Origin of the sequence: Mesorhizobium sp. ISC11, from assembly GCF_037162595.1 — a bacterium.
GTDB lineage: Bacteria > Pseudomonadota > Alphaproteobacteria > Rhizobiales > Rhizobiaceae > Mesorhizobium > Mesorhizobium ciceri.
The window spans coordinates 3,244,815-3,268,369 of record NZ_JAVSPW010000001.1 but is presented as its reverse complement, the minus strand read 5'-3'; the positions used below and the strand labels follow the sequence as shown (position 1 = coordinate 3,268,369).

21 protein-coding genes are annotated in these 23,555 nt (G+C 62.8%); 9 read left to right on the top strand and 12 right to left on the bottom strand.

Going from position 1 to position 23,555, the window contains the following annotated elements; translation table 11 throughout:
* Positions 1 to 13 precede the first annotated feature (13 nt).
* The 7 genes from RPF88_RS16160 to derI all read left to right on the top strand — a co-directional run bounded on the left by RPF88_RS16160 (position 14) and on the right by derI (position 7,590).
* Positions 14 to 1,144 carry an ABC transporter permease gene (locus RPF88_RS16160; protein WP_013533073.1) on the top strand — a complete coding sequence of 377 codons (1,131 nt, stop codon included), beginning with the start codon at positions 14 to 16 and terminating at the stop codon, positions 1,142 to 1,144.
* Between the two features lie 38 nt (positions 1,145 to 1,182).
* Positions 1,183 to 2,124 carry a D-ribose ABC transporter substrate-binding protein gene (locus RPF88_RS16155; protein ID WP_013533072.1) on the top strand — a complete coding sequence of 314 codons (942 nt, stop codon included), beginning with the start codon at positions 1,183 to 1,185 and terminating at the stop codon, positions 2,122 to 2,124.
* A gap of 96 nt (positions 2,125 to 2,220) precedes the next feature.
* Positions 2,221 to 3,780 carry an FGGY-family carbohydrate kinase gene (locus RPF88_RS16150; RefSeq protein WP_063167515.1) on the top strand — a complete coding sequence of 520 codons (1,560 nt, stop codon included), beginning with the start codon at positions 2,221 to 2,223 and terminating at the stop codon, positions 3,778 to 3,780.
* Positions 3,777 to 5,294, top strand: a complete 1,518-nt coding sequence (locus RPF88_RS16145; protein WP_063167516.1) for a glycerol-3-phosphate dehydrogenase — start codon at positions 3,777 to 3,779, stop codon at positions 5,292 to 5,294. The genes RPF88_RS16150 and RPF88_RS16145 overlap by 4 nt, the downstream gene beginning before the upstream one ends.
* Positions 5,294 to 6,232, top strand: coding sequence for a sugar phosphate isomerase/epimerase family protein (locus tag RPF88_RS16140; protein WP_013533069.1), 939 nt, complete (start codon positions 5,294 to 5,296; stop codon positions 6,230 to 6,232). Before RPF88_RS16145 ends, RPF88_RS16140 begins: the two co-directional genes overlap by 1 nt.
* 57 nt (positions 6,233 to 6,289) lie before the next feature.
* A complete protein-coding gene (locus tag RPF88_RS16135) occupies positions 6,290 to 7,057 on the top strand; it encodes a triose-phosphate isomerase (RefSeq protein WP_063167517.1) in 768 nt (255 codons plus the stop codon).
* A gap of 95 nt (positions 7,058 to 7,152) precedes the next feature.
* Positions 7,153 to 7,590 (top strand): D-erythrulose-4-phosphate isomerase, encoded by a 438-nt coding sequence (derI, locus tag RPF88_RS16130; RefSeq protein WP_024502451.1) that lies wholly within the window; start codon positions 7,153 to 7,155, stop codon positions 7,588 to 7,590.
* A gap of 24 nt (positions 7,591 to 7,614) precedes the next feature.
* On the opposite strand, the gene dhaL is transcribed toward derI, so the two are convergent.
* The 4 genes from dhaL to oiaX form a co-directional block, all read right to left on the bottom strand.
* Entirely contained in the window at positions 7,615 to 8,256 is a 642-nt protein-coding gene (gene dhaL, locus RPF88_RS16125) for a dihydroxyacetone kinase subunit DhaL (protein WP_027163948.1), read from the bottom strand.
* A gap of 26 nt (positions 8,257 to 8,282) precedes the next feature.
* Positions 8,283 to 9,290, bottom strand: a complete 1,008-nt coding sequence (locus RPF88_RS16120) for a dihydroxyacetone kinase subunit DhaK (RefSeq protein WP_063167518.1) — start codon at positions 9,288 to 9,290, stop codon at positions 8,283 to 8,285.
* A gap of 129 nt (positions 9,291 to 9,419) precedes the next feature.
* Complete coding sequence (locus RPF88_RS16115) at positions 9,420 to 10,754, bottom strand: four-carbon acid sugar kinase family protein (protein WP_027163946.1); 1,335 nt, start codon at positions 10,752 to 10,754, stop codon at positions 9,420 to 9,422.
* A 4-nt stretch (positions 10,755 to 10,758) separates the two neighbouring features.
* Positions 10,759 to 12,009, bottom strand: a complete 1,251-nt coding sequence (gene oiaX / locus RPF88_RS16110; protein WP_063167519.1) for a 3-oxo-isoapionate-4-phosphate decarboxylase OiaX — start codon at positions 12,007 to 12,009, stop codon at positions 10,759 to 10,761.
* A 174-nt stretch (positions 12,010 to 12,183) separates the two neighbouring features.
* Here oiaX and RPF88_RS16105 point away from each other — a divergent pair, with 174 nt between their 5' ends.
* Positions 12,184 to 12,897, top strand: a complete 714-nt coding sequence (locus RPF88_RS16105; protein ID WP_063167520.1) for a transcriptional regulator NanR — start codon at positions 12,184 to 12,186, stop codon at positions 12,895 to 12,897.
* A 2-nt stretch (positions 12,898 to 12,899) separates the two neighbouring features.
* On the opposite strand, the gene apnL is transcribed toward RPF88_RS16105, so the two are convergent.
* The 8 genes from apnL to RPF88_RS16065 all read right to left on the bottom strand — a co-directional run bounded on the left by apnL (position 12,900) and on the right by RPF88_RS16065 (position 22,184).
* Positions 12,900 to 14,738 carry a D-apionate lactonase gene (gene apnL / locus RPF88_RS16100; protein WP_063167521.1) on the bottom strand — a complete coding sequence of 613 codons (1,839 nt, stop codon included), beginning with the start codon at positions 14,736 to 14,738 and terminating at the stop codon, positions 12,900 to 12,902.
* Entirely contained in the window at positions 14,735 to 15,769 is a 1,035-nt protein-coding gene (locus tag RPF88_RS16095; protein WP_063167522.1) for a Gfo/Idh/MocA family protein, read from the bottom strand. The genes apnL and RPF88_RS16095 overlap by 4 nt, the downstream gene beginning before the upstream one ends.
* A gap of 2 nt (positions 15,770 to 15,771) precedes the next feature.
* Positions 15,772 to 16,836, bottom strand: a complete 1,065-nt coding sequence (locus RPF88_RS16090) for an ABC transporter permease (protein ID WP_032809713.1) — start codon at positions 16,834 to 16,836, stop codon at positions 15,772 to 15,774.
* On the bottom strand, positions 16,829 to 18,385 hold the full coding sequence (locus RPF88_RS16085; protein WP_027163942.1) for a sugar ABC transporter ATP-binding protein: 1,557 nt from the start codon (positions 18,383 to 18,385) through the stop codon (positions 16,829 to 16,831). Before RPF88_RS16085 ends, RPF88_RS16090 begins: the two co-directional genes overlap by 8 nt.
* The gene (locus tag RPF88_RS16080) at positions 18,382 to 19,026 is read right to left on the bottom strand and encodes a DUF2291 family protein (protein WP_027163941.1); all 645 of its coding nucleotides are present in this window, start codon (positions 19,024 to 19,026) and stop codon (positions 18,382 to 18,384) included. The genes RPF88_RS16085 and RPF88_RS16080 overlap by 4 nt, the downstream gene beginning before the upstream one ends.
* Before the next feature lie 93 nt (positions 19,027 to 19,119).
* Positions 19,120 to 20,061, bottom strand: coding sequence for a D-ribose ABC transporter substrate-binding protein (locus tag RPF88_RS16075; protein WP_024502459.1), 942 nt, complete (start codon positions 20,059 to 20,061; stop codon positions 19,120 to 19,122).
* 317 nt (positions 20,062 to 20,378) lie between these two features.
* Complete coding sequence (locus RPF88_RS16070) at positions 20,379 to 21,206, bottom strand: phosphogluconate dehydrogenase C-terminal domain-containing protein (RefSeq protein ID WP_063167523.1); 828 nt, start codon at positions 21,204 to 21,206, stop codon at positions 20,379 to 20,381.
* 303 nt (positions 21,207 to 21,509) lie between these two features.
* Entirely contained in the window at positions 21,510 to 22,184 is a 675-nt protein-coding gene (locus tag RPF88_RS16065) for a GntR family transcriptional regulator (RefSeq protein ID WP_013533053.1), read from the bottom strand.
* A gap of 264 nt (positions 22,185 to 22,448) precedes the next feature.
* Between RPF88_RS16065 and RPF88_RS16060 the strand changes: the two genes are divergently transcribed.
* Positions 22,449 to 23,531 carry a sugar ABC transporter substrate-binding protein gene (locus tag RPF88_RS16060; protein ID WP_337122677.1) on the top strand — a complete coding sequence of 361 codons (1,083 nt, stop codon included), beginning with the start codon at positions 22,449 to 22,451 and terminating at the stop codon, positions 23,529 to 23,531.
* Positions 23,532 to 23,555: the final 24 nt, after the last annotated feature.

Sequence of the window (23,555 nt, the reverse complement as noted above, 5' to 3'; positions counted from 1 at the left end):
CGGAGCCCACACCATGACCGATGTCAGCCAGGCCAGAAAACAGTCCAGTCCAAGCGCGAGCGAAGGCTTCGATCTCGCCAAGCTGCTGCTCGAGGGCCGCGCTTTCTTTGCCCTGATCGTCATCATCGTCGTCTTTTCGATCCTGTCGCCCTACTACCTCTCGGTGGCGAATTTCCTGACCATGGCCTCGCATGTCGCCATCTTCGGAATCCTCGCGATCGGCATGCTGCTTGTCATCCTCAATGGCGGCATCGATCTGTCGGTGGGGTCGACGCTGGGCTTGGCCGGCGTCGTTGCCGGCTTCCTGATGCAAGGGGTGACGCTGAGTTGGCTGGGCGTCGTTCTCTATCCGCCGGTGTGGGTGGTCGCGGTGCTGGCCTGCATGCTGGGCGCCGTCGTCGGGCTGATCAACGGCGTGCTCATCGCGCGCTTCAAGGTTCCAGCTTTCGTCGCCACCCTCGGCGTCATGTACATGGCGCGCGGCCTGGCGCTGCTGATGACCAGCGGCCTGACCTACAACAATCTCGGCGGCAAGCCGGAGCTCGGAAACACCGGCTTCGATGCGCTTGGCTTCAACCGCTTGTTCGGCGTGCCGACGGGCGTCGTGGTTCTCGTGGTCATCGCGCTCATTGGCAGCATCGTCCTGAACCGCACCGCTTTCGGGCGCTGGCTCTACGCCTCGGGCGGCAATGAACGCGCGGCCGAACTCTCCGGCGTTCCGGTCAAGACAGTGCAGATTTCCGTCTATGTGCTGTCGGGCATCTGCGCCGCCATTGCCGGCCTGATCCTGTCCTCGCAGCTTACATCGGCGGGACCGACCGCCGGCACCACCTACGAACTGACGGCCATTGCGGCCGTCGTCATCGGCGGCGCGGCACTGACCGGCGGCCGCGGCAACATCCGCGGAACCCTGCTCGGGGCCTTCGTCATCGGCTTCCTGTCCGACGGTCTGGTGATCATCGGCATCTCATCCTACTGGCAGACAGTGTTCACCGGCGCGGTCATCGTGCTCGCCGTGCTCCTCAATGCCGTTCAGTATCGCCGCCGCAGCAAGCTCCCAAGCGCGACAGGTGGCCAACCGACTTCTCAGAAACGGGGGAAGGCCGAACCGGCCAATCCTGCCCAAGGGAAGACTGCCAGGTGAACTGGCAGCAACACCGCGTAATAATTGGAGGAATGTACATGAAAACCATGCTGAAAAGTCTGCTCGCGGCCGCGATGGTCGTTGGGTTCACGGCCGCCGCGTCAGCCGCGGGCCTGATCTCGATCATCGTCAACGATCCGGCCAATCCCTACTGGCTGACCGAGGGCAACGTCGCCAAGGCCGAGGCCGAGAAGCTTGGCTATACGGCCAATGTCGGCGCCCACAAGGGCGATACCAATACCGAAAGCAATTTGATCGACACCGCCATCACCAACAAGTCGGTGGCGATCATTCTCGATCCGGCCAACGCCGACGGCTCTGTCGGTGCGGTGAAGAAGGCGATTGCAGCCAACATCCCGGTGTTCCTTGTCAATGCCGAGATCAACCAGGAAGGCCTCGCCAAGGGGCAGCTCGTTTCCAACAACGCGCAGGGCGCTGCTCTCGGTGCCCAGCAGTGGGTGCAGGCCGTCGGTGAAAAGGGCAAATATGTCGAACTGCTCGGCGCCCCGTCGGACAACAATGCCGCCACGCGCTCGAACGGTTACGCGACTGTGCTGAGCCAGTACCCGGATCTCGAAAAGGCTGCTTCGCAGGTCGCCAACTGGGATCGTACCCAGGGCCACGACAAGATGCAGAGCATGCTGCAAGCCAATCCCGACATCATCGCCGTGATCAGCGGCAATGACGAAATGGCTCTCGGCGCGGTTGCGGCGCTGAAGGAAGCTGGCAAGCTCGCCGGCATCAAGGTCGGTGGCTTCGACGGCTCCCCGGACGCGGTTGCGGCGATCAAGTCCGGTGAACTGCAGTACACCGTGCTGCAGCCGGTCGCCATCTTCTCGGCCAAGGCCGTGCAGCAGGCGGACTCGTTTATCAAGACGGGTGCCACCGGTGCGGCGACCGAGAAGCAGCTGTTCGATTGCCTTCTCATCACCAAGGACAATGTCGACAAGTACACCGCACCCTTCGTGCTGTCTGAGTAATACCTGCACAGGGGGTGTCCTTGCGGACACCCCCTGTCTCTTCTACGAAATGACTGCCCTCGTGAACTGCCTTCGCAACCAATCGGAATTTGCGGCATGAAAGACCTGCTGATCGGCATCGACGCGGGAACGTCGGTGATCAAATCGATCGCTTTCGATCTGTCCGGGCGGCAGCTCGCCATGACGTCGGTGCCCAATAGCTTCGTCACGCTGGAAGGCGGCGGCGCCGAGCAGGACCTCGACCAGACCTGGCGCGACATGGCGCGGACCGTTCGCGATCTCGCGGCCAAGATTCCCGACCTCGCGCAACGAATCGCGGCGGTGGCCATCACCGGGCAAGGCGACGGAACCTGGCTGATCGATAGCGACGGCATGCCTGTCTCGCGCGCCTGGCTGTGGCTCGATGCCCGCGCCGGACGTTTGGTGGACGAGATGCGCGCCGATCCCCGGGATCGCAGGCGGTTCGAACTGACCGGCACGGGGCTGAATTCCTGCCAGCAAGGCGCCCAGCTTGCCTTCATGAAAAAGAACCATCCCGACATGCTGGAGCGGGCGGCCACCGCACTGCATTGCAAGGATTGGCTCTACTTCAAGATGACGGGCGAACGCGCCACCGATCCCTCCGAGGGAACCTTCACCTTCGGCGATTTTCGGTCGCGCACCTATTCCGACGAAGCCCTCGACATCCTGGATCTGACGACGCATCGCCGCCTGTTGCCTCCCATGCTCGAAGGCACCACCGACCATCATCCGCTATCGCGATCGGCGGCGGCGGAGACCGGCCTGCTCGAAGGCACGCCGGTGGTGCTGGGCTACGTCGACATGGTCATGACGGCGCTCGGAGCCGGCCTCTATGATCCCTCGGGCAATGTCGGCTGCACGGTCATCGGCTCGACCGGCATACACACGCGCTTCGCAGCCACTCCCGACGATGTCGTGCTGAACGCAGATGGCTCCGGCTACACGATCGCCATGCCTATTCCGGGCGCCTTTGCACAATTGCAATCCAACATGGCGGCGACGCTCAACATAGACTGGGTGCTTGGCCTTGCGCGCGACGTGCTCGCCACGGCTGGCGGCAAACCTTCTCATGACGAGTTGCTGAAGGCGCTCGACGCTTGGATGGAAGCATCGGAGCCGGGATCGCTGATCTACCAGCCTTACATATCGCTAGCCGGCGAAAGAGGGCCGTTCGTCGACCCTGACGCACGCGCCGGCTTCATCGGCCTTTCGGTCAAGCATGGCTTTGGCGATCTGGCACGCGGCGTGCTCGAGGGGTTGGCCTTCGCCGCTCGCGATTGCTACCAGGCGATGGGCGCCGTGCCGAGTGAGATCCGCCTGTCGGGCGGCGCAGCGCGCAGTCCGTCTCTACGTCGCATCATCGCGGCGGCGACAAGGGCGCAGGTGCGCACCAGCAGCCGCCAGGAAGCCGGCGCGGCGGGTGCCGCGATGATGGCCGCGGTCGGGCTCGGCGTCTACGGCTCCATGGAAGACTGCGCCGCCGAATGGGTGACGCCGCTTCTCGGCGACTGCGATGCCTATGACGAGGCGCTTTCGCAAACATACGATGCGCTCTTCCCTTCCTTCGTTGCGGCGCGCCAGGCGCTTCGGCCGGTGTGGAAGGGCATGGCGCACCGCACAGGAGCAAGATCTTGAGCAATACAACAGATGTCGTCGATCTCTTCGTGATCGGCGGCGGCGTCAATGGAGCCGGCATAGCGCGTGATGCTGCAGGTCGTGGCCTGTCCGTCATCCTGTGCGAAAAAGACGATCTCGCGCAAGGCACCAGTTCGCGTTCCGGCAAGCTGGTGCATGGCGGCCTGCGCTACCTCGAATATTATGAATTCAGGCTGGTTCGCGAAGCGCTGATCGAACGCGAGGTGCTGCTCGAGGCGGCGCCGCATATCATCTGGCCGATGCGCTTCGTTCTACCGCACAGCCCGCAGGATAGGCCGGCATGGCTGGTCCGGCTCGGGCTGTTTCTCTACGACCACCTTGGCGGCCGCAAACGGCTGCCTGGGACAAGAACGCTGAACCTGAGGACCTCGCCTGAAGGCGCGCCGATCAAGGACGAATTCAAGCGCGGTTTCGAATATTCCGACTGCTGGGTCGACGATGCGCGCCTGGTGCTGCTCAATGCGCTCGATGCAAGGCAGCGAGGCGCCAGAGTGCTCACGCGCACCGCCTGTGTCGCGGCGCGCCGTGAAGGCGGACTGTGGTCGATCGACATGCAGGATGGTCGCACGGGCGCCGTCACGAAAGTCCGCGCGCGCGCTCTGATCAACGCAGCAGGTCCCTGGGTCAACGACATTGTCAGCCGCGTCGCCGGGCAGAATTCGACGCGCAATGTCCGGCTTGTAAAAGGCAGCCATATCGTCGTGCCCAAATTCTGGGAGGGGCGGCAGGCCTATCTCATCCAGAACAACGACAAGCGGGTGATCTTCGTCAACCCGTACGAGAACGATCTGGCGCTGATCGGCACGACCGACATTCCCTACGAAGGCAGGCCCGAGGAAGTGGTCGCCGAGGCCAGCGAAGTCGACTACCTGATCAAGGTGGTCAATCGCTATTTCAAGCGGCAGCTGACGCCACAGGACGTGGTCTACAGCTTCTCCGGTGTGCGTCCGCTCTATGACGACAATGCCGACAATCCAAGCGCGGTGACGCGCGACTATATTTTCGAACTCGACGCCTCCAACGGCAACGCACCGCTGCTTTCGGTGTTCGGCGGCAAGATCACCACCTTCCGCAAGCTGTCGGAACACGCGCTGGAAAAGATCCAGCCATTCTTTCCGACGATGAAGAAAGCCTGGACGGCCAAAATTCCCTTGCCGGGGGGCGACCTGCCCAATGCGGACTTCGAGCAGTTTCTGAGCGATCTGCATGTCGAATTTTCATGGCTCAGCCCGTCGTTGGTGAAGCACTACGCTCGAAGCTACGGCACCCGCGCCAGGCAATTGCTCGCCGGCGCGCAAAGCGAGGCTGATCTCGGCCGACGCTTCGGTCCCGATCTGTATGAACGGGAGGCAAAGTTCCTGGTCGAGACCGAATGGGCTGGCACATCAGCCGATATACTGGAACGCCGCACAAAGCATGGCCTGCATATCAATGCGGCCGAGCGGAAAGCGTTCGAAGATTGGTTCGGTAACATCATGGCGACGGCGGACTGATGGCCTTCACGCTTTCCCTCAACACCAATCCTCTGGTCAATCGCTTCGCCGATCCAGACGATTTGATCGACGCGATTGCTTATGGCATCGGCATTCGCGACGTGCAGTTGACGCATGAATTCGTCAATCCGGGCTGGCCGGCGGCCACGATTGCCAAATTCCTGCGCCTGTTCAACAGCGCGCTTTCGCGGACCGGTGTCAGGATCACCTCCGGCATGACCGGACCTTATGGCCGGCTCAACCATTTCGGCCACCCGGACGCCGACGTCCGGCGCTACTATGTCGACTGGTTCAAGACCTTCGCCGACATTTCCGCCGAACTCGGCGCGCCAGGCATGGGCACGCAGTTCGCCATCTTCACCTACAAGGACTTTGACGATCCGCAACGGCGGGCAGCACTTCTCGATATCGCGCTCGAATGCTGGCGCGAGGTTGCCGAACACGCCAGGGCGGCGGGGCTGACATACCTGTTCTGGGAGCCGATGTCGGTCGGCCGCGAGTTCGGCCACACGATCGAAAGCTGCGTCACGCTGCAAGGCGCCATCGACGCAGCGAAGCTGCCCATACCGATGAAGATGATGGTCGATATCGACCATGGCGACGTGACCTCACCCAACCCTGCCGACACCGATCCCTACGCCTGGGCGAAAGCGTTTCCATTGCAATCTCCGATCATCCACATCAAGCAGTCTTCCATGAACAAGGGCGGCCATTGGCCGTTCACGGCCGCCTACAACAAGGATGGCCGCATAGTGCCGCAGAAGTTGCTGGACGCGGTTCGGCAGGGTGGTGGAACCGACAATGAAATTTGCCTTGAACTTTCCTTCAGGGAGAGGGAACCAGTCGACCATCAGGTTATCGAGATGATCCGCGAGTCGGTGGATTTCTGGGCGCCTTACGTCGACAGTGGCCGGGACAGTCTCAAGCCTCGGACTTGAGCGAATACGTCGCCCGGAAGCCGGCTTCGGCCGCAAAAGTATCGAAGGAGAAAAACAATGGCCCCATATTGGGTCGGCACGAGCTGGAAGATGAACAAGACGCTTGCCGAGGCGTTGCTGTTCGCCGATGCGTTGGCCGCCTTCGTGCCTGGTTTCGATCAGGCGATACAGCCTTTCGTCATTCCGCCGTTCACCGCCGCGCGCCAGGTCAAGGCGGCACTAGCCAACACCCGCGTGAAGGTAGGTGCCCAGAACATGCATTGGGCCGATGCCGGCGCGTGGACGGGAGAGATTTCGCCAGTGATGTTGAAAGACTGCGGGCTGGATGTAATCGAACTCGGCCATAGCGAGCGCCGGGAGCATTTCGGCGAGACGGATGCGACTGTCGGACTGAAAACGGCAGCTGCTGTCAGGCACGGTTTCGTGCCACTGATCTGCGTCGGCGAGACGCTGGACGAGCGTGAATCAGGCCGCGCCGAGGCGGTGCTGACGGCACAAGTTCTCGGCGCGCTGCAGGAGCTGAGCGGCGATCAACCGAAGGCGGAAATCCTCTTTGCCTACGAGCCTGTCTGGGCGATCGGGGAGAAGGGCATTCCCGCAAGCGCCGACTATGCCGACAAGCAGCAAGCGCTGATCAAGCAGGTAGCCGCTGACCGGCTGCCGGCTGCCCCGCCTGTGCTTTACGGCGGCAGCGTCAACCCCGGCAACGCGGCCGAACTTATCGGCCAGCCGCATATTGATGGCCTGTTCATCGGCCGCTCGGCGTGGCAAGCGGAAGGCTATATCGACATTCTGAGAAAGGCGTCGGCCGCCATCGCGCGCTAACCGCGCGAGCAATTCCGGGAAAGTGTGAAGCGGTTTTCCGTCCGGAATTGCGTCAAATCAAAGAGACAGAGACAAAAGCAAAGGAGTTCATCATCATGAAGATCGCACTCGGAGCCGACAGCGCCGGCAAGCCGCTGCTCGATGTCATCGCCAAGCATCTCGCCACCAAGCCGGAGTTGCAGGTCGTCGACCTGAGCCAGGCCGGCTTCTACGCCGATATCGCCGCCTCGGTCGGCCACGAAATTCTCGACGGCAACTACGACCGGGCCATCCTGTTTTGTGGCACCGGCATCGGCGTCAGCATCTCTGCCAACAAGGTGCCGGGCATTCGCGCCGCGTTGACCCACGATACCTATTCCGCGGAGCGCGCCGCCAAGTCCAACAACGCCCAGATCATCACCATGGGCGCCCGCGTCATCGGTCCCGAACTGGCGAAATCGATCGCCGACGCATGGCTTGCCTCCGAGTTTGATCCGAATGGCCCATCTGCCGCGAACGTGCAGGCCGTCGACAAGCTCGACGCCAAGCGCTGAAAGACGCGGCAAGTCCGCTGATGATCAGTCGGTCAAGGCGGTCCGCATCGCCTCGATCACGGTGACGGCGGACGCAGCGCCCGGATCCATATGGCCAAGCGAACGTTCGCCGAGGCGTGATGCCCGGCCCTTGGTGGCCACCATCGCTTTGGTCGCTTCCGCGCCTGTCTCTGCCGCCTGGGCGGCGGCCTTGAGACTGGCGGCCAGATCCTTGCCTGAGGCCAGCGCTTCGCCCGCCGCTTGCCCCGCCGGCGCCCATGCATCGATCATCGTCTTTTCGCCAAGCTCTGCCTTGCCGCGATCCTGAATGCCCTTGGCCATGGCCTGGAACAGGGCGACCACATCCGCGTCGTCGAGCGCCGTCTTGCCCTTGACGGCTGCCGCGGCGCGCATGAGCGCGGTCGCATAGAGCGGACCGGAGGAGGCGCCGACCGCATTCAGGAACGACTTTGCCGCCGTGTTCAGCAAGGTGGTCGGATCGGTCGCCGCGGTGTCCAGTCCGGCCACCGCATCGCGCGCAGCGGAAAATCCAAGCTCCATCGCGATGCCGTGGTCGGCGTCACCGATAACCCCGTCAAGCGCGCACAGCCTGTCCCTGTCTGCTGACATGGAGTTTGCGATCGCCGCGAACATCGTGACAAGGCGGGCAGTATCGATTGTCGTCATGTCTTAGTCCTTGCCACAGAGTGGGTTTAGCCGGCGCGAAACATGGCGCAGTCGCAGGGGTGGTCCAGCATCGTCTGCAACTCGCCGTCCAGCCGATGCAGCGTGATCGAGGCCCCGGCCATTTCGAGCGAGGTGCAGTAATTGCCGACCCAGCTTGCGTGGATGGACACACCGATCTCATCAAGCCTCTGCTTCACGCGCAGGTTCATGATGTAGAGTTCCATCAGCGGCGTTGAGCCCAGCGAATTGACGAGCACCGCGACCTTGTCGCCGCGCGCCGGCGCCATCTCGTCGAGGATCCTGTCCAGCATCTCGTCGGTGATCTCATCGGCTGTTTTCAACTTTTCGCGTGCGATGCCGGGCTCGCCGTGGATGCCCATGCCGATCTCCATCTCGTCCGGCCCGATCTCGAAATTTGGCCGGCGGGTCTGCGGCAGCGAACAGGGCGACAGCGCCACGCCCATGGTGAAGGTGTGGTCGTTGGCCTTGCCGGCGATGCGCTCGCATTCGTCGAACGACAACATCCGGTCGCAGGCGGCGCCGGCCGCCTTGAAGATGAAGAAATTGCCGGCGACGCCGCGCCTCTTGTGCCGCTGGTCGCGCGGTGCCGAGGCGACGTCGTCGGTGCTCAGCACCGTGCGCACCTCGATGTCGTCCATCGCCGCCATCTCGGCCGCCATGTCGAAATTCATCACGTCGCCGGCATAATTGCCGTACATGAACAGCACGCCGGCGCCGCCGCTGACCGCCTTGGCGCATTCGAGGATCGGGTCCGGCGGCGGCGAGGCAAAGACATTGCCGATGGCCGCAGCGTCAGCCAAGCCCTTGCCGACAAAGCCGAGAAAGCTCGGCTCGTGGCCCGAGCCGCCGCCGATGACCAGGCCCACCTTGCCCTGGCGCGGCCCGTCGCGGGCGACGATGGAGCGTGGACTGCCGTCCACGCTTTTGAGATGGCGGGGATGCGCTGCCAGGATGCCTTCCAGCATCTCGTCGACGGCGCGGTTGCCATCGTTGATGATCTTCTTGGTCTGCACCCGGCATCCTCCCGACTTCGGCATTTTCGCAGATAATACCGGGTGTTACCGGGATTTCCACCCGGCAAGGCGTATTTCGCGCGCTGAGATGTTCCCACGGCCAACACCTGGACGCAGGCGCTGGCTGTTTCAACCGCCGAGGCCGTCGCGGATGGCTGAGAAATAGCGATCGGTCCCGACCTGGCCGCCCTTGAGCGCGACCTCCAGTCCGTCGATCGCCTTGACGCGCGAGTGGGCAACGCAAAGCGGGGAACCCGGCGAAGCGGGCAGCGGCATGCGAATTGTCAGGGCATCGACGCCCGTCTCGCCGAGTGCGTGGCTCGACGTGTCGCCGCCTGCAATGACCACGCGACGCAGGCTCTGTTCCACCGTCAGGTTGCGAAGGATTTCTCCGAGGCCGCGGCCAAGCCTGTGGCGGGCGCCTTCCTCCCGGTCGATTTCGGCGCCCCTGTCGGCAGTGGGGCCAAGCGCGGTGTAGAGGATGACGCTGCGCCCGGCTTGCAGACTGGCACGGCCGCTTGCCGTTGCGCGCGTGATCGCCTGCTGCGAGGCCTCCGAAACCAGTTCGACCGGATCGACCTCGATGCCGTCGAAACCGTCGGTCAGGGCATGCCGGATCTGTCGTTCGGTGGTCGGCGAGCAACTGCCCGACACGACGGCTATCCGCTCGGCAGCGCCCGGCGGTGTGAAGCCTGGCCCAGCGCTGACGACGCCATTCGACGTCCATTCGGCCAGCAGCGCATATTCGACACCGGACGAGCCGACGACAAAAGAACCGCCGGGCTTGCGAACGCGCCACAGTTCCTTGCCGGCCAAAACCTGCGTCTCCAGACTGTCGACATCGACAAGCACGATGGCGGTGCCGTTTCCGGTCAGGCGATCGAACGCCGCCGACCGCGATGCCGACTGCAGCGTCGCAAGATCGACCAGCCCGGAGCTCAGCGCCGTCTGCCGCGACAGATGGATCAGCAGATCGGACTCATCCATTGGCGTCGTCGGGTGACGGCTCATCACCGGGTGGCGATCAATGCGGAAATATTGGTCGCGATAGGCCGCGAACAGATGGCCGAAAGCGGTATAGCGCTTGAGCTGCGGCGCGCCGACCAGCAGCGGCACGCTATCCTGCGCGAACACCGAGCGGCCGACCTCGATGGCTCGGCCGATGCTGCCGATCGTCGGGCTGGAATCGAAGGTCGAGCAGACCTTGTAGTGGCAAATCTCGGCGTTAAGCGTCTTCAGCCAGGCGAAGGCATCGCGCAGATGCGTGTCCATCCATTGCGGCGTCTCACTGCGGCTGGTGCCGGCCAGCCCTATCGCCCGGCAATGGCCAAACCGGGACAGCAGGGCCGCGTCCGGCTGGCGCATGAACAGCACGGTCGGCACGCCACCGAGCTCGAGCGCCTCCATGACATCGGTCGAGCCGGTCAGGTCGTCGCCATAATAGCTGAGAAGCAGGTCCTGCATCGTCTCAGGCTGCCTTGCCGTCGCCGAATTTTTCGATCGACCGCGCCAGTTCGGGATGGTTCAAGGCGAAGTCGGCCAGCGGAATGCCGTCGACCGCCGATTGCCAGGCTTGCTGCACGGCACGTACGCCGGCGCCCGGTCCGTCCGGATGGCTGACGATGCCGCCGCCGCAGAGATAGAGAAGATCCACGGTCCGGCCGGTTCGTGCATATGTCTCGGGCGCCTGACCGCCCCACTGGCCGGAACCTGCCACCGGTAATGCGCAGTCCCCAGCCGAAAAGATCGGCGTCGTCACCGCCTTGAAGGATTCGACGAAAGAGTCATCCGGTTCCCAGTATTTCGAGGCGATGCCGTTGATCTGGAACTGGTCGACGCCGAGCAGTCGCCAGAATTGCTGCCAGACCTTGAAGTCCATGCCGAGGCCGGGGTGACGGGTGAGGATGTCCCAGCCGTTGCGATGAGCATGCAGCACCAGGCCGGAGCGTTTTCTCAGGAATGCCATGCCGCCAAAGCCGATCGAATTGATGTTGATAACAGCACAATTGCCGCCGGCCTTCGCCACCAGATCGTGGTTGCGCATCATCTCGTCGGGATCGGCGTGCGAAATGCCGAAGGCATACATCACCTTCTTGCCGGTCTTCTGCTCGTGATCGAGGATCAGCGGCATGATTGCCTTCACCCGTTCCGACAGGGGCGAATAGGCCGGGCTCATCAGCTTCTCGTCATCCTTGATGAAGTCGACGCCGGCGGCGATCAGTTCCGCCACCATTGCCGCCGTCTCGTGCGGCCGCAATCCTAGCGCCGGCTTGACGATCGTGCCGATGATCGGGCGGTCAGTCACATTGGTCAGCCGGCGGCTGCCGGCGACACCGAACTGTGGGCCGGGATGTGCCCCGCGATACTCCTCCGGCAATTTCATGTCGACGACGCGAATCCCGGTAAGGCCCTTGATCGAATAGGTGCCGCCGATGGCAATCGTCATCAGCGCCGAAAGGTCGGTGCCGATGGCATCGAACGGAAAGGCGATGTCGACATCGGCGCGCCTGAACGGCCCCTTACCGTCATTGGGAAGCGACGGCCGCTCGGCATCGGGCAGAGGCCGAATCGCCAGCACACGTGCCGCCACCCGGGCCTTCAGTTCCTCGGTCTCGCCGGGCAGCGCTACGAAGGTGCCGGTCGACTGATCGCTGGCGATCTTGGCCGCCAGCGCTTCGATGCTTCCAGGCGTTTCGATGCGGTAGGTGAGGGTGATCATGGTCCGCTGTCTCAAGCCGAGGCGTTCGAAAAAGGTTCACTGGTGTTTCGAATCTGGTATAATGAGTACATAAGTATTGCAAGTCATATCCGGCAGCGGGATCGACAGACGGCAATTCCGGGAATTGTGGCGGCAGTGTTAGATAGGGCCGGGTCAAGGGAGTGATTCGCGGCGATGAACCGTTCGGAACCGATTGTCCGGCGCAAGCTTTCCGATGAGGTCTTCTTGCGGCTGAAGCGCCTGATCACCAGCGGCGAGCTGATGCCAGGCGACGACATGCCCTCGGAGCGCGAGCTGATGGAGCGCTTCGAGGTCGGCCGCCCCGCGATCCGCGAGGCGATGCAGGCGCTGAGCAATATGGGGCTGGTTGCGATCTCGCATGGCGAACGCGCCAAGGTGCTGCAACTCACCGCCAAGTCGATCATCAAGCAGGTCGACGGCGCCGCCAAGATCATCCTGTCGTCATCGAAAGACACGCTGGAGCACCTGAAGACCGCGCGCATCTTCTTCGAGCGTGGCATGGTCAGGGAAGCCGCCGAAAAGGCCACCGCCGAGGATGTGCTGCGGCTGCGGGCCACCGTTGCCGAACAGCGCGGCTTTCGCGGCGATTCCGAAGCCTTCATCTCCGCCGACATGAAGTTCCATACACAGATCGCCGCGATCTCCGGCAACCCGATCTATGTCGCCGTCAGCGAGGCGATGCTCGGCTGGCTGAAGGAATACCACACCGAAATGCTGATCTGGACCGGCAAGGAAAAGTTCACGCTCACCGAGCACGAAGAGATCATCGGCCGCATCGAGAAGAAGGATGCCGATGGCGCCGAGAAGGCGATGATCAAGCATCTCGAACGCTCGCGCGCGCTCTATGTGATGAACTCCGAAAAATAACGTCAGTCGATCCGGACGATCTCGTAAGGCGTCATCACGAGATGGCCTCGGCCAAAAGCTGAAATGTCGACTTGCACGTCGTCCGCCGTCAGGTTCGCCAGCCACACGACAGTGTCGCCCGAGGCCGAGCGTCCAGCCAGCGCCAGCACCTTGGTCTCATCGCTCGTCCCTGCGGCCACATGCGCAAGGCCGGCCAGTTCGCAAAGCCCCTTGATGGCTCTGAAGAGCGGCCGGGGCGATCCTTCCGCGACGGGTTCTCCGGATGACGCCAGCACGCCGAACGGTCCGGTGAAGCTGGAGAGCGTGAGCTGTTCCAGCCCAGCGGCTGCGACGCGCGCGGCATAGCCGACCGTCCAAGCCGCCGCGAACTGGCCGGCATGGCGCGGATCGCTGTCGGCCATGGCAATGCGCTGTCCCCCGGGATTGGGTTTGGTCGCTCCGCCATAAGGGTTCTGGCGCATGGCAATCGTCGACGGTCCGATCCGGTAGGGCTTTGCCCCGAAGATAGCCCGTGCCGATTGGGTGATGAAAGGCAGCGCCTCCAGCGACTGCATGACGCTGAGATCGTCGGCGGCGTGCACGATCGGGCAGGTGCAATGGGTGACGAAATCGAGCTGGTCTGCCGGAACGCGCTTGCGGTTGAGTTCGGTGAAATAGCTGAACATGCCGCCGCCGAGGCGGATATCGGGGAATGCCCGCCGCGCTGCGGCATAAATGTCGTCGAGCGGCGGGCATTCCGGCCACGCGCTGCCCGGCGGTGTCGACTGCCGGTCGACCGACGGCGACACGGCAATGGCCGAGAGTTTTAGCCCGGCCCGGCGAACCAGGTCGGCGACGCCGGACAACTCGGCGTCAAGATCACCAGCGCAGGCAACGACGCATTCGAGGGTGGTTTCGGCTGCGTAGGCAGTTGCGAGCCGGGCGAAAGCGCGCAAGGCATCGAGCCCGTGGCCGCGCGTCGGATCGTGGTGAAACAGCAGCTGTTGTGGGCCGAGTGCCGCCAGCGTGGAGAGGTTCGCCAGCGCCGTCTCGACATCCTCGGGATAGATGACCACGCCGACATCGGGCAGCCTTGCTCCCGCCTCGCCGAGTTCGACCCTGACCGGTTCGCTGGCCACTGCGGCAGCCGGCGCTTTGCCTTCACCTGCGATGCGCAGGCTGATCGTCTGGCTCAGGGGCTGGCCGGCAGGCAGCACATACGGCCACGGCAGCACCAGCGGCCGCACATAGGTCTTGTAGGAGGCGTCCGACCAGTTGCGCTGGTCCTCCATTTCGAAAGTATCGCCTTCCATCCGGCACTCAGCGATGACACCAGGCCGAACCTGATGGGAGATGGCGCGGATATCCTTGAAAGGCTGCCAGGGGTCGATCAGCTGGGGAAGTTTCGTCGCCACCACGCTGCCGTCTGTGTGCTCGACCATGACCGGGCTACCGGCGAGGTCGGCGATCGGGTGCAGGATACAGAAGCCGCAGCGGTTGGTTTCGAAATCGTTTTCGGGAAGGGCGCTGACGTCGAAGACCAGACGGCCGTCGGCAGAGCCTTTGATGGTGGCGCGGAAGCCGAGCCGGTTTCCATCGGGGGCCAGGCAGCTTGCCGAATAGCTGACCGAAAAAGCGTCGGCACCCTGCTCGATCACCAGGTCCGTCAAATTTGGCTCATAGGTGCCCCAGTCGCGGTCACGCACGATATAGGCGATGGCGCGCAGCACTTCGGTGCCGCCATGGCGGATGGTGCGCAGATTGCCGTTGACGAAGTCGGCGCTGAGCGAGCCTGCGCTGAGCCTGACCGGCTCGGCCTCGACCACGCGCGTGCCGTAGAGCAGGAAAGTGCCGGCGGTCATTTCGGCAAGGCGTCGAGTTGCACCGGTTGCCGGCTCGCGGCCCCAGCATAGGCGGCCTCGACCAGCGCGAATGTCCTAAGATTGTCGGCGCCCGAGGTCGCCGGCTCGGTCCCCTTTGCCAGGCAGTCGACCCAGTGCTGCTGGATGGCTACGACGCTTTCCTGGATGTTGTGCCAGGGCCGCGACGCCCAGGCCAGCAGCGGCGGCGAGACGTCGGTGACGGCCGTGCCGCTCTTGCCGGTGACGGTCAGCCGGTATCCCTGCGCCAGCCGGATCGTGCCGTCGCTGCCATCGATCTCGATCAGCGTTTCGGGAAACGGCTCGGTGGCGAGCTTGGTCGCGTAGCTGCAGTCGACCACGGAGGTTGCGCCGCTCTTGTGGTCCATCAGCATGGTCGCCACATCCTCGCCCGCAATGGCGGGATTGATGCGGGCGATTCGTGTCGTGATGGTCGAGACGTCGCCGAGCAGGAAACGGGCGATATCGAGGATATGGATACCGAGGTCCTCGATGATGAAGCGCTTTCCCGTCGCCAGATAGGGCTGACCGGAAAACACGTCATAGGCCGAGCGGAAGGAGATACGCCCGAAGAAGGGCGTGCCGATCTCGCCGCTATCGAGCACGGTCCGCACCGCCTGGATAGGTGACTGCCAGCGAAAATTCTCATGCACCATCAGCGGAACGCCGGCTTCCGCGCATGCCTTGACCATCGCCTTTGCGTCGGCAAGCGTCGGCGCGAACGGCTTTTGGCAGATCACCGGAACGCGGTGGGCGGCCGCCATTTCGACAAGCGGACGATGGCTGGGCGCGGTGGTGGCGATATCGACGAAGTCCAGGCTTTCGCCGGCAAATAGTTCCGCCGCATCGGTATAGCGCTTCGCAATGCCGAACTGGTCACCGACGATCCGCAACCGTTCCGGGTCACGGTCGCAGATGGCGATGATCGAGGCGCCCGCTATGTCGCGCCAGGCATGCATCTGGTTGACGGCAAAGAAGCCGCAGCCGATCAGCGCTCCCCGCAGTTCCGCCATGCTCAGCCTGCCTTTGCCATCTGCATCAAGGTGACACGTTGCTGAAGCCGGCGCTGTGCCTGGTCGACGACGACGGCGACGATGATGACGAGGCCCTTGATCACCATCTGCCAGAACGAACTCACGCCCATCATCACCAACCCGTCCGAAAGAATGCCGATGACGAAGGCGCCGACGATGGTGCCGCCGATCGTGCCGCGGCCGCCCGACATCGAGGTGCCGCCGAGCACTGCCGCCGCAATGGCGTTGAGCTCGAAGCTTTCGCCCGTCGCCGGATGCGAGGCCATCAGCTCGGACGAGATGATCAGGCCGACGATCGCCGCGCAGAAACCGGAGAACATATAGACGAACATCTTGACCATGTTGACCCGGACGCCCGAAATCCGCGACGCCCGTTCATTGCCGCCGACGGCGAAGATATGGCGACCGAGTGGCGTGTACTTGGCGAGATAGGCGGCTCCCAGTGCAACGACGATGAGGATCCAGATCGCCACCGGCAGGCCAAGCAGCCGACCGGCCCCGAGGAAGCCGAAGCCGGTGGTGCCAAGCTCCGGCTTGCCGACGAGGTTGGGAAAGGTGCGGCCATCCGACGACAGCAGCGCCAGGCCGCGCGCGACATAGAGCACGCCGAGCGTGGCGATGAACGGCGCGACGTTTAGCCTGGTGATCAGCAAGCCGTTGACGGCGCCGATCAATATGCCGACGGCAAGCGTGATCAGCGCGATCTCAAAGACGTTGAAATAGATGGTGTAGCCGATCTGCAGGTCGATGCCGTTGAGCACGAGATACCCGGCCACCATACCGCACAGGCCGACGATCGAACCGACCGAAAGGTCGATGCCGCCGGTGATAATGACGAAGGTCATGCCCATCGCCAGGAACGCATTCAGCGCCACGTGCTTCGACATCAGGATCAGATTGGCGGTCGACAGGAAATTAGGCGCCGCGATCGAAAAGAAGATCAAGACGGCGATGAGCGCGATGAAGGTTCTCGCCTTCATCAGCGTCAGCAGCAGCGAGCCGCTCGAGACGGAGGGGACAGCCGCCTTGGCCGGGATGTCAGTCATGGGCGGTTTTCTCCGTGTGCGGGGTCGGCCCGTGGCCAAGTGCCGAGGCGGAGACAAGGGCTGCCTCCGTCGCCTCGGAGCGATCGAACATGCCCGTCAGTTTTCCGTTGCTCATCACCGCAATGCGGTCTGACAGCGCCATCACCTCATCGAGATCCGAGGTGGCGAAGAGAATGCCCAATCCATCGCGCGACAGTTTGCGCATGGTGCGGAAGACGTCGGCCTTGGCGCCGACATCGATGCCTCGGCTGGGCTCGTCCATCAGCAGCACCTTGGGCCCGGTGAGCAGCGCCTTGCCGATCACCACCTTCTGCTGGTTGCCGCCCGACAGCGACGACACCTCTTGCGCCGGGTCGGCGACCCTGATCGCCAACTCCCGCACCACCTGCGTCACCGCCTGCCTTTCGTCAGCGCCACGGATGTGGAACAGGCGGGCAAAGCGCGACAGGCTGGCCAGCGTCAAATTGCTGGCGACCGAAAGGATCGAGACAAGCCCTTCGCGCTGGCGATCCTCGGGGATCAGCGCCAGCCCGCGCCGGATGCGCCGCGTCGTATCGCGCTCCTTGACCTTTCTACCGCCAATGAAGATGTCGCCGGTCGAATGGCCGTGGCGGCCCATGATGCAGTCGAACAGTTCGCTGCGCCCGGCGCCCATCAAGCCGTATATGCCGAGGATCTCGCCGGCACGCAGCGACAACGACACATGGTCGACGGCAAGTCCGCCGGTGGCACGAGGCAGGCAGATCTCCTCGGCACGAAAAATCTCTTCGCCCGGAAGATGGCCGTCGGCCTTGGCGAAGTCCTTGGCGTCGGAGCCGATCATCTGGCGAACGATCCACTGCGTGTCGACGTTCTTCATCTCTTCCTGGCCGGTGATGCGGCCGTCACGCAGCACGGTGATGTAGTCGCCGATGCGGATCAGCTCTTCGAGCCGGTGCGAAATGTAGACGATCGCCACGCCGCGCGCCTTGAGGTCGGCGATCACCTTGAACAGGATCTCGACTTCCGCAGCACTCAGCGCCGAGGTCGGCTCGTCCATGATCAGGATGCGTGCATCGAGCGAAACCGCCTTGGCGATCTCGACCAGCTGCTGCTGGCCGATGCGCAGATCCTCGACCAGCATGTCGGGCCGGATGCCGGCCTGTAGGCGTTCCAGAAATTCCGCAGCGCGGTTTTCCTGTTGCGCGTGGTCGATTTTGCCGAAGCGGTTGGTGATTTCTCGGGTGGCGAAAATATTCTCGGCGACGCTCATATTGCCGAACAGGTTCAGCTCCTGGAACACCATGCCGATGCCACGGTTCACCGCGTCACCGGATGACGAGAAGGAAACCTCTTCGCCTTCCAGCAGGATGCGGCCGGCGGTCGGCCGTTCGACACCGGCGATGATCTTCATCAGCGTCGACTTGCCGGCGCCGTTCTCGCCGACCAGCACGTTGACCGCGCCCTTGCGCACCTCGAAATTGGCGCGCTTGACCGCAACGGTGCCGGAATAGACCTTGGAGACGTCCTCGAGCTTCAGAATGATTTCGCGCTCCGCGATCGCGCTCATGGCTTCGGCCCGATCTCTGCCTCCGCCGGCGTCACCAGCGGCAGGTCCTGGCCGCTCCCCAGCGTATAGGCGCCGAGCACCTTGGCACTGCGGCCTTCCAGCGCCTCGCGCGGCAGCTTGGAAAGCACCGTCTTGTCGGCATAAGCGTTGAAAGCCTTGCCGAACTGGGCGAAGTCGATCTGGTTGGTGAAGTCGTTGAACTGGATGAAGTCCAGGCTGTCGCGCAGCGCGGTACCGCGCACCGCCGGTCCGATCTGCACCCGTGCATCGGCTTTGCCGTCGCCGTCGACATCGACGTCGACCGTTGCCGCACGCGACTGTGTGTTGGCCGCGATAATCTTGCCTTCCAGCCGAACCGCGAAAGTCCAAGGCGAATTCGCCTGCTTGTTCGGATTGCCGTATTTGGCGCCGGCAGCCGCTGGGTCGGTTGTCGCCAGTGTGTGAACCTGCGCAAACGGTCCGGCTTTCTGCTGGAGATAGGGCACGACCTTTGCCGCCCATATCTCTTCGACCATCTTGTCTGGATTGAAGGTGGCAGCGTTGTTGCCGTCGTCCGATTTCGTCGGCAGGATCTTGCAGGCGGTCAGGCTGATGCCGACCATCACGGTAAGGATCGGCCAGTTCGGCTTGGTGTTCAGCATGGCGGCCTGTCGTTCAGCATCGTGGGCGGCCCACGGAAAATGGCGGCGAGGGGCGATCCTGGGTTCGCCCCTCGCTATTCAAATCACGCTGGCTCAGTTCGTCAGCGCGAAGGTCTCCAGCTTGGCGGCATTGTCGCCATTGACCAGAACGCAGTCCATCAATTGCTTTTCCTTGGCCGGCGACTTCTTGTTCTTGATGAAGTCGTTGGCCTGCTCGACCGCCATCTGCGCCTGCGCGAAGGCGGGCTGCAGCACCGTTGCCTTGATGCCGCCCGAGGTGATGGAGTCGCGAACATCGTTCGATCCGTCGAAGCCGACGACGATGACATCCTTGCGGTTCGCCGCGGCAAGTGCCGCATAGGCGCCCATCGCCATCGTATCGTTGCCGGAGATCACGCCCTTGATGTCGGGGTTGGCCTGCAGGATCGATTCCATCTTGGAATAGGCTTCCGTCTGGCTCCAGTTGGCCGACTGCTGGGCGACCATCTTCAGGTCCGGATAGTCGTCGATGACGTCGTGATAACCCTTGGAACGAATGCCGGCATTGGTGTCGGATTCCTTGCCGACCAGCTCGACGAAATTGCCCTTCTCGCCCATCAGCTTGACGAATTCCTGCGCGCCGAGCTGGGCGCCCTGGTAGTTATTGGAGACGATCTGCGCGACGGCGACGCCGGTGGCGTTGATCTCGCGGTCGATCAGGAAGGACGGAATGCCTGCGTCCTTGGCCTTCTGTACCGCGGCGACGGTGGCGTCGGCGCCGGCATTGTCGAGGATGATCGCCTTGGCGCCGCGGCCGATCGCGGTGTCGATCAGCTCGGACTGCTTGTTGGCGTCGTCGTCATGGACCAGCACCAGCGCCTCGTAGCCGAGTTCCTTGGCCTTGGCTTCGGCGCCGACGGCTTCCGCCTTGAAGAACGGATTGTCGTGCGAGGGCGTGATGATGGCAATGAGATCCGCCGCATAGGCGGGCACGGCCGTGCCAAGCGCCAGCATGCCGGCGAAAGCCGCAAGCGTCATTCTGCGTGTAAGTTTCATGAAGTCCTCCCGTTTGAAAAATTGCCTTGGTTACCGAAAGCATCTGTCGGCATCCGAATTCGTCAGGCGGCGCGGGCGGCGGATCGCTTCGGGGCTAAAGAGCCGTTTGCCGGCTTCCCTCCACGGATCGTTGCTCCCCAGCCATCCTCCACTCGCCCACCGTACTCCTGCCAAAACCCTGTCGATCCGAGCCATGAACAGCTAAGCCAACTGGTATGATGAGTCAACCACGAATTCAGGTGATATGTACCTGATGAGCTACGATGCCGAGCGTCGGCAACGGTACGGCGACGTCGCGGCGGCAGCGCCTCTCCTCTTCAGGTGATACGCTGAATGCTGGCGGCGATCTCTTCCGGCTCGAACACGCGCTTCCAGTCGTCCCGCATCAGCACCGGCTTGCCGAACTCGATCGCCTTGTTGCAGGCATCCGAGAAAACGCCCTTGGTCTCGCCGAAAATGACGGCGCCCAGCACGTTCATATGGCCGAGCAGGAAGTCGAGCGCCGCCTGCTGGTCGACGCCGCGTGCCACGACCTCGTCGACGGCTTCCTTCATGACCACCAGCAGCGAGGCGCACACCGTCTCCGAAAGCCCGGGTTCCAGCAGCGCCATCTGTTCGACGCTGACGCGGTGCGAACGCATGACCGGCGCCCAGATGATCTTCGCGATCGCCTCGCCCTTGGCGTAATCCTCTTCCGGCCCCTGCATCAAGGCGCTGACCATATGCTGCTTGGCCTTGACGCCGCCGAAATAGTCCTTCTTTGCCGCCATATCTGTTTCGTCGTTGAAGATCGGCGGATGGCAGGGGTGGGTGACGAAATAGGTGAGGTCCGGTCGATTCGGCAGGTGGCCGGCGAAGGGTGCCGCCGCGTCGAGCACCACCACCATGGTGCCCGGCGCCAGCTTGCTCTCGATGCTGGTCGCCACCTTGCCGATATGCGTGTCGGGAACGGCCAGGATCACCACATCGGCGCCCTTGAGCGCTTCGTCGGCGCTGACAGTATCGAAACCCAGCCCGGTCTTCAGCCGTTCGCGGCCGGCATCGCTGACCTCGACATGGCGTATTGTGTAGGGCGACCCGCGAAAATTGGTCGACAGGCGGTAGCCCATTTTCCCACCGGCACCGAACAGCGCAATCGTTGTCATTTGGTCACTACTCCTGATCTCAGCGGACGGTATCGCCCGTCGTCAACTGATCAACTGGTATAATCACGCTACCACATTTTGGCAATCCGATAATGACAATGAGGATGCGGGTCATGTGCTTCGCCGCGTCATCGGCTGCCGCCCTCGCAAGCTCAAGCACGAGAACCATGGATGACGCGCTCGGGATATGATCTCTAGATCACCAGAAGAAGCCCGCGCTTGCCCGCTGAGTGCGCATGAGCGCTGCTCTGCCATCCCCAGAAATAGGAGGCATGTGATAGGGGTCGGAGGTCGGGCCGGGCGCTACTTCAAAAGATCGACCAGCATGTCGAAAGCCGCATCGATATCGCCGCGAACCGCCGCCTGAACTGCCTGCTCGTCCCGGTCGCGCAGGGCCGCAAACATCTGTTGATGGTATGTGTTCGCGGTCGAGTAGGATCCATGCAGCATATTGAAATAGGGGCTGATCTGCAGCCATAGATCCTTGATGATCTTGAGCAGGGTTTCGGATCCCGCTGCTCGGTAGATTGCGAAGTGGAAGGTATAATTCGCCCTGAGATAGGCCTTTACGTCGTCCGCGCCATTCGCGCGTTCCAGTGAGTCCAGATCGCGCGCGAAAATCGCAAGATCCGCATCACTGCGGTTCTGTGAGGCCCAGCCGGCGGCGATGGCCTCTATCTCAAAACGTACATTTCGCAAATCGGTGAGCCGCTCGCGGCTGAGCGCCGGAATACCAATGGAGCGCCCGGATACTACCGTCAGCGCGTTGGCTGCCGTCAGGCGCCGCAGCGCTTCCCTGACCGGCATCGGACTGACGCCAAAGGCGTCGGCGAGGCTCTGAACCGTGACCATCTCGCCCGGCACGATGCTGCCGTCGAGAATCAGTTCGGTGACCTGGTTGTAGACCCGGTCCTGCAGAGTTTCCTTGGACAGTGGAATGATCTCGACACCAGGCTTCCTGAACGCCGATCCAGCCATCTCCGGTCAACCTTCCCGCCCATGGGCGACACTATTGCTTGTGCCGGAATGCAAGGTTCGTGGTGCCACGTCAAGCGGCCGACATAGCCCGTTTTGATATAAACGATTTCATCATTGATATTTGATCAAATCATGATACGGTCGCTGGCATCGAATGACAAGGGTTTACGTTTTGTGCCCTTGGGAGGCATTTGGTCGTTCTGTTTGGGAGGAGTTCCACATGGGTATCGGATCGAAAGTCCGGCGGCTCGCGCTGCTGGCGGCATGGCTGCGTGCGCCTTCGGCCTGTCCGCCGCGCAGGCCGCCGAGAAGCACAAGATCTTTCTCAGCATGAGCTACATCGGCAATGATTGGCAGGCGGAGGCGGCCAATATGGTCAAGGCCATGGCCGCTCATAAGAGCCTGGCCGACAAGGTCGACCTGCAGGTCCAGGTCGCTGGCCCCAACGCGCAACGCCAGATTCAGCAGATCAACGCAATGGTGCAAAGCGGCGCCGAAGCCATTGTCGTGTATCCGATCTCGCCGACCGCGCTCAACCAGGTCGTCAAGAATGCCTGCGACAAGGGCGTGAAGGTCTTTGCGTACGACGCCGAGATCACCGAGCCTTGTGCCTACAACGTCCACATAGACCAGCTGGAAGCGGGCAGGGTGACCGCCGAATGGCTGGTCAAGAAGCTCAATGGCAAGGGCAACATCATCGCCATCACGGGCGTCCCGGGAACATCCGTTGACGATCAGCGGACAAAGGCCGCCAAGGAAGTCTTCGCCAAGTATCCTGATATCAAGATCGTCGGCGAGGCTGTCGGCATGTGGAGCCAGGCGGTCGCCCGCACCGAACTTTCGAAAATCCTGGCCACCCGCAATTGGGACGACATCAACGGACTGTGGATGCAGGTCGGCTGCTTCACCGCCAACTCGATGCAGCTCGAGGCTGGCAAGAAGACCAGCGAACTCCTGCCTTGCGCCGGCGAAGGTTCCAATGGCGGCCGCATCCAGATGCTGCCGGAGGGCACCGAAGTCGAAGGTGCCGCTCCTCCTTATGCACCGGCGGGCGCACAACGCATTTCCTATGCCTCGCCGCCTTATTCGGGTGCGCTGGCGCTGAAGCTTGCCGTCGAGGCGATCGAAGGCAAGGACGTGCCGAAGACCACCATCCTGCCGCTGCCGGTCGTTACCAATGAGACGATCAAGCTGTGCGACGAAGGCACATGGGCGGAGATGAAGGCCGGCTGCAACGCCTTCAAGCCGTCGCTGGTCTCCAATCCGGGCTGGTTTGCCTCGATCTTCTCGGACCAGACACCCGAGGTCGGCCTTAATGCTGCCCTCGTCGGACAACCGGAGAACTAAGCCTCCCAAGGCCCGTGTGACGAT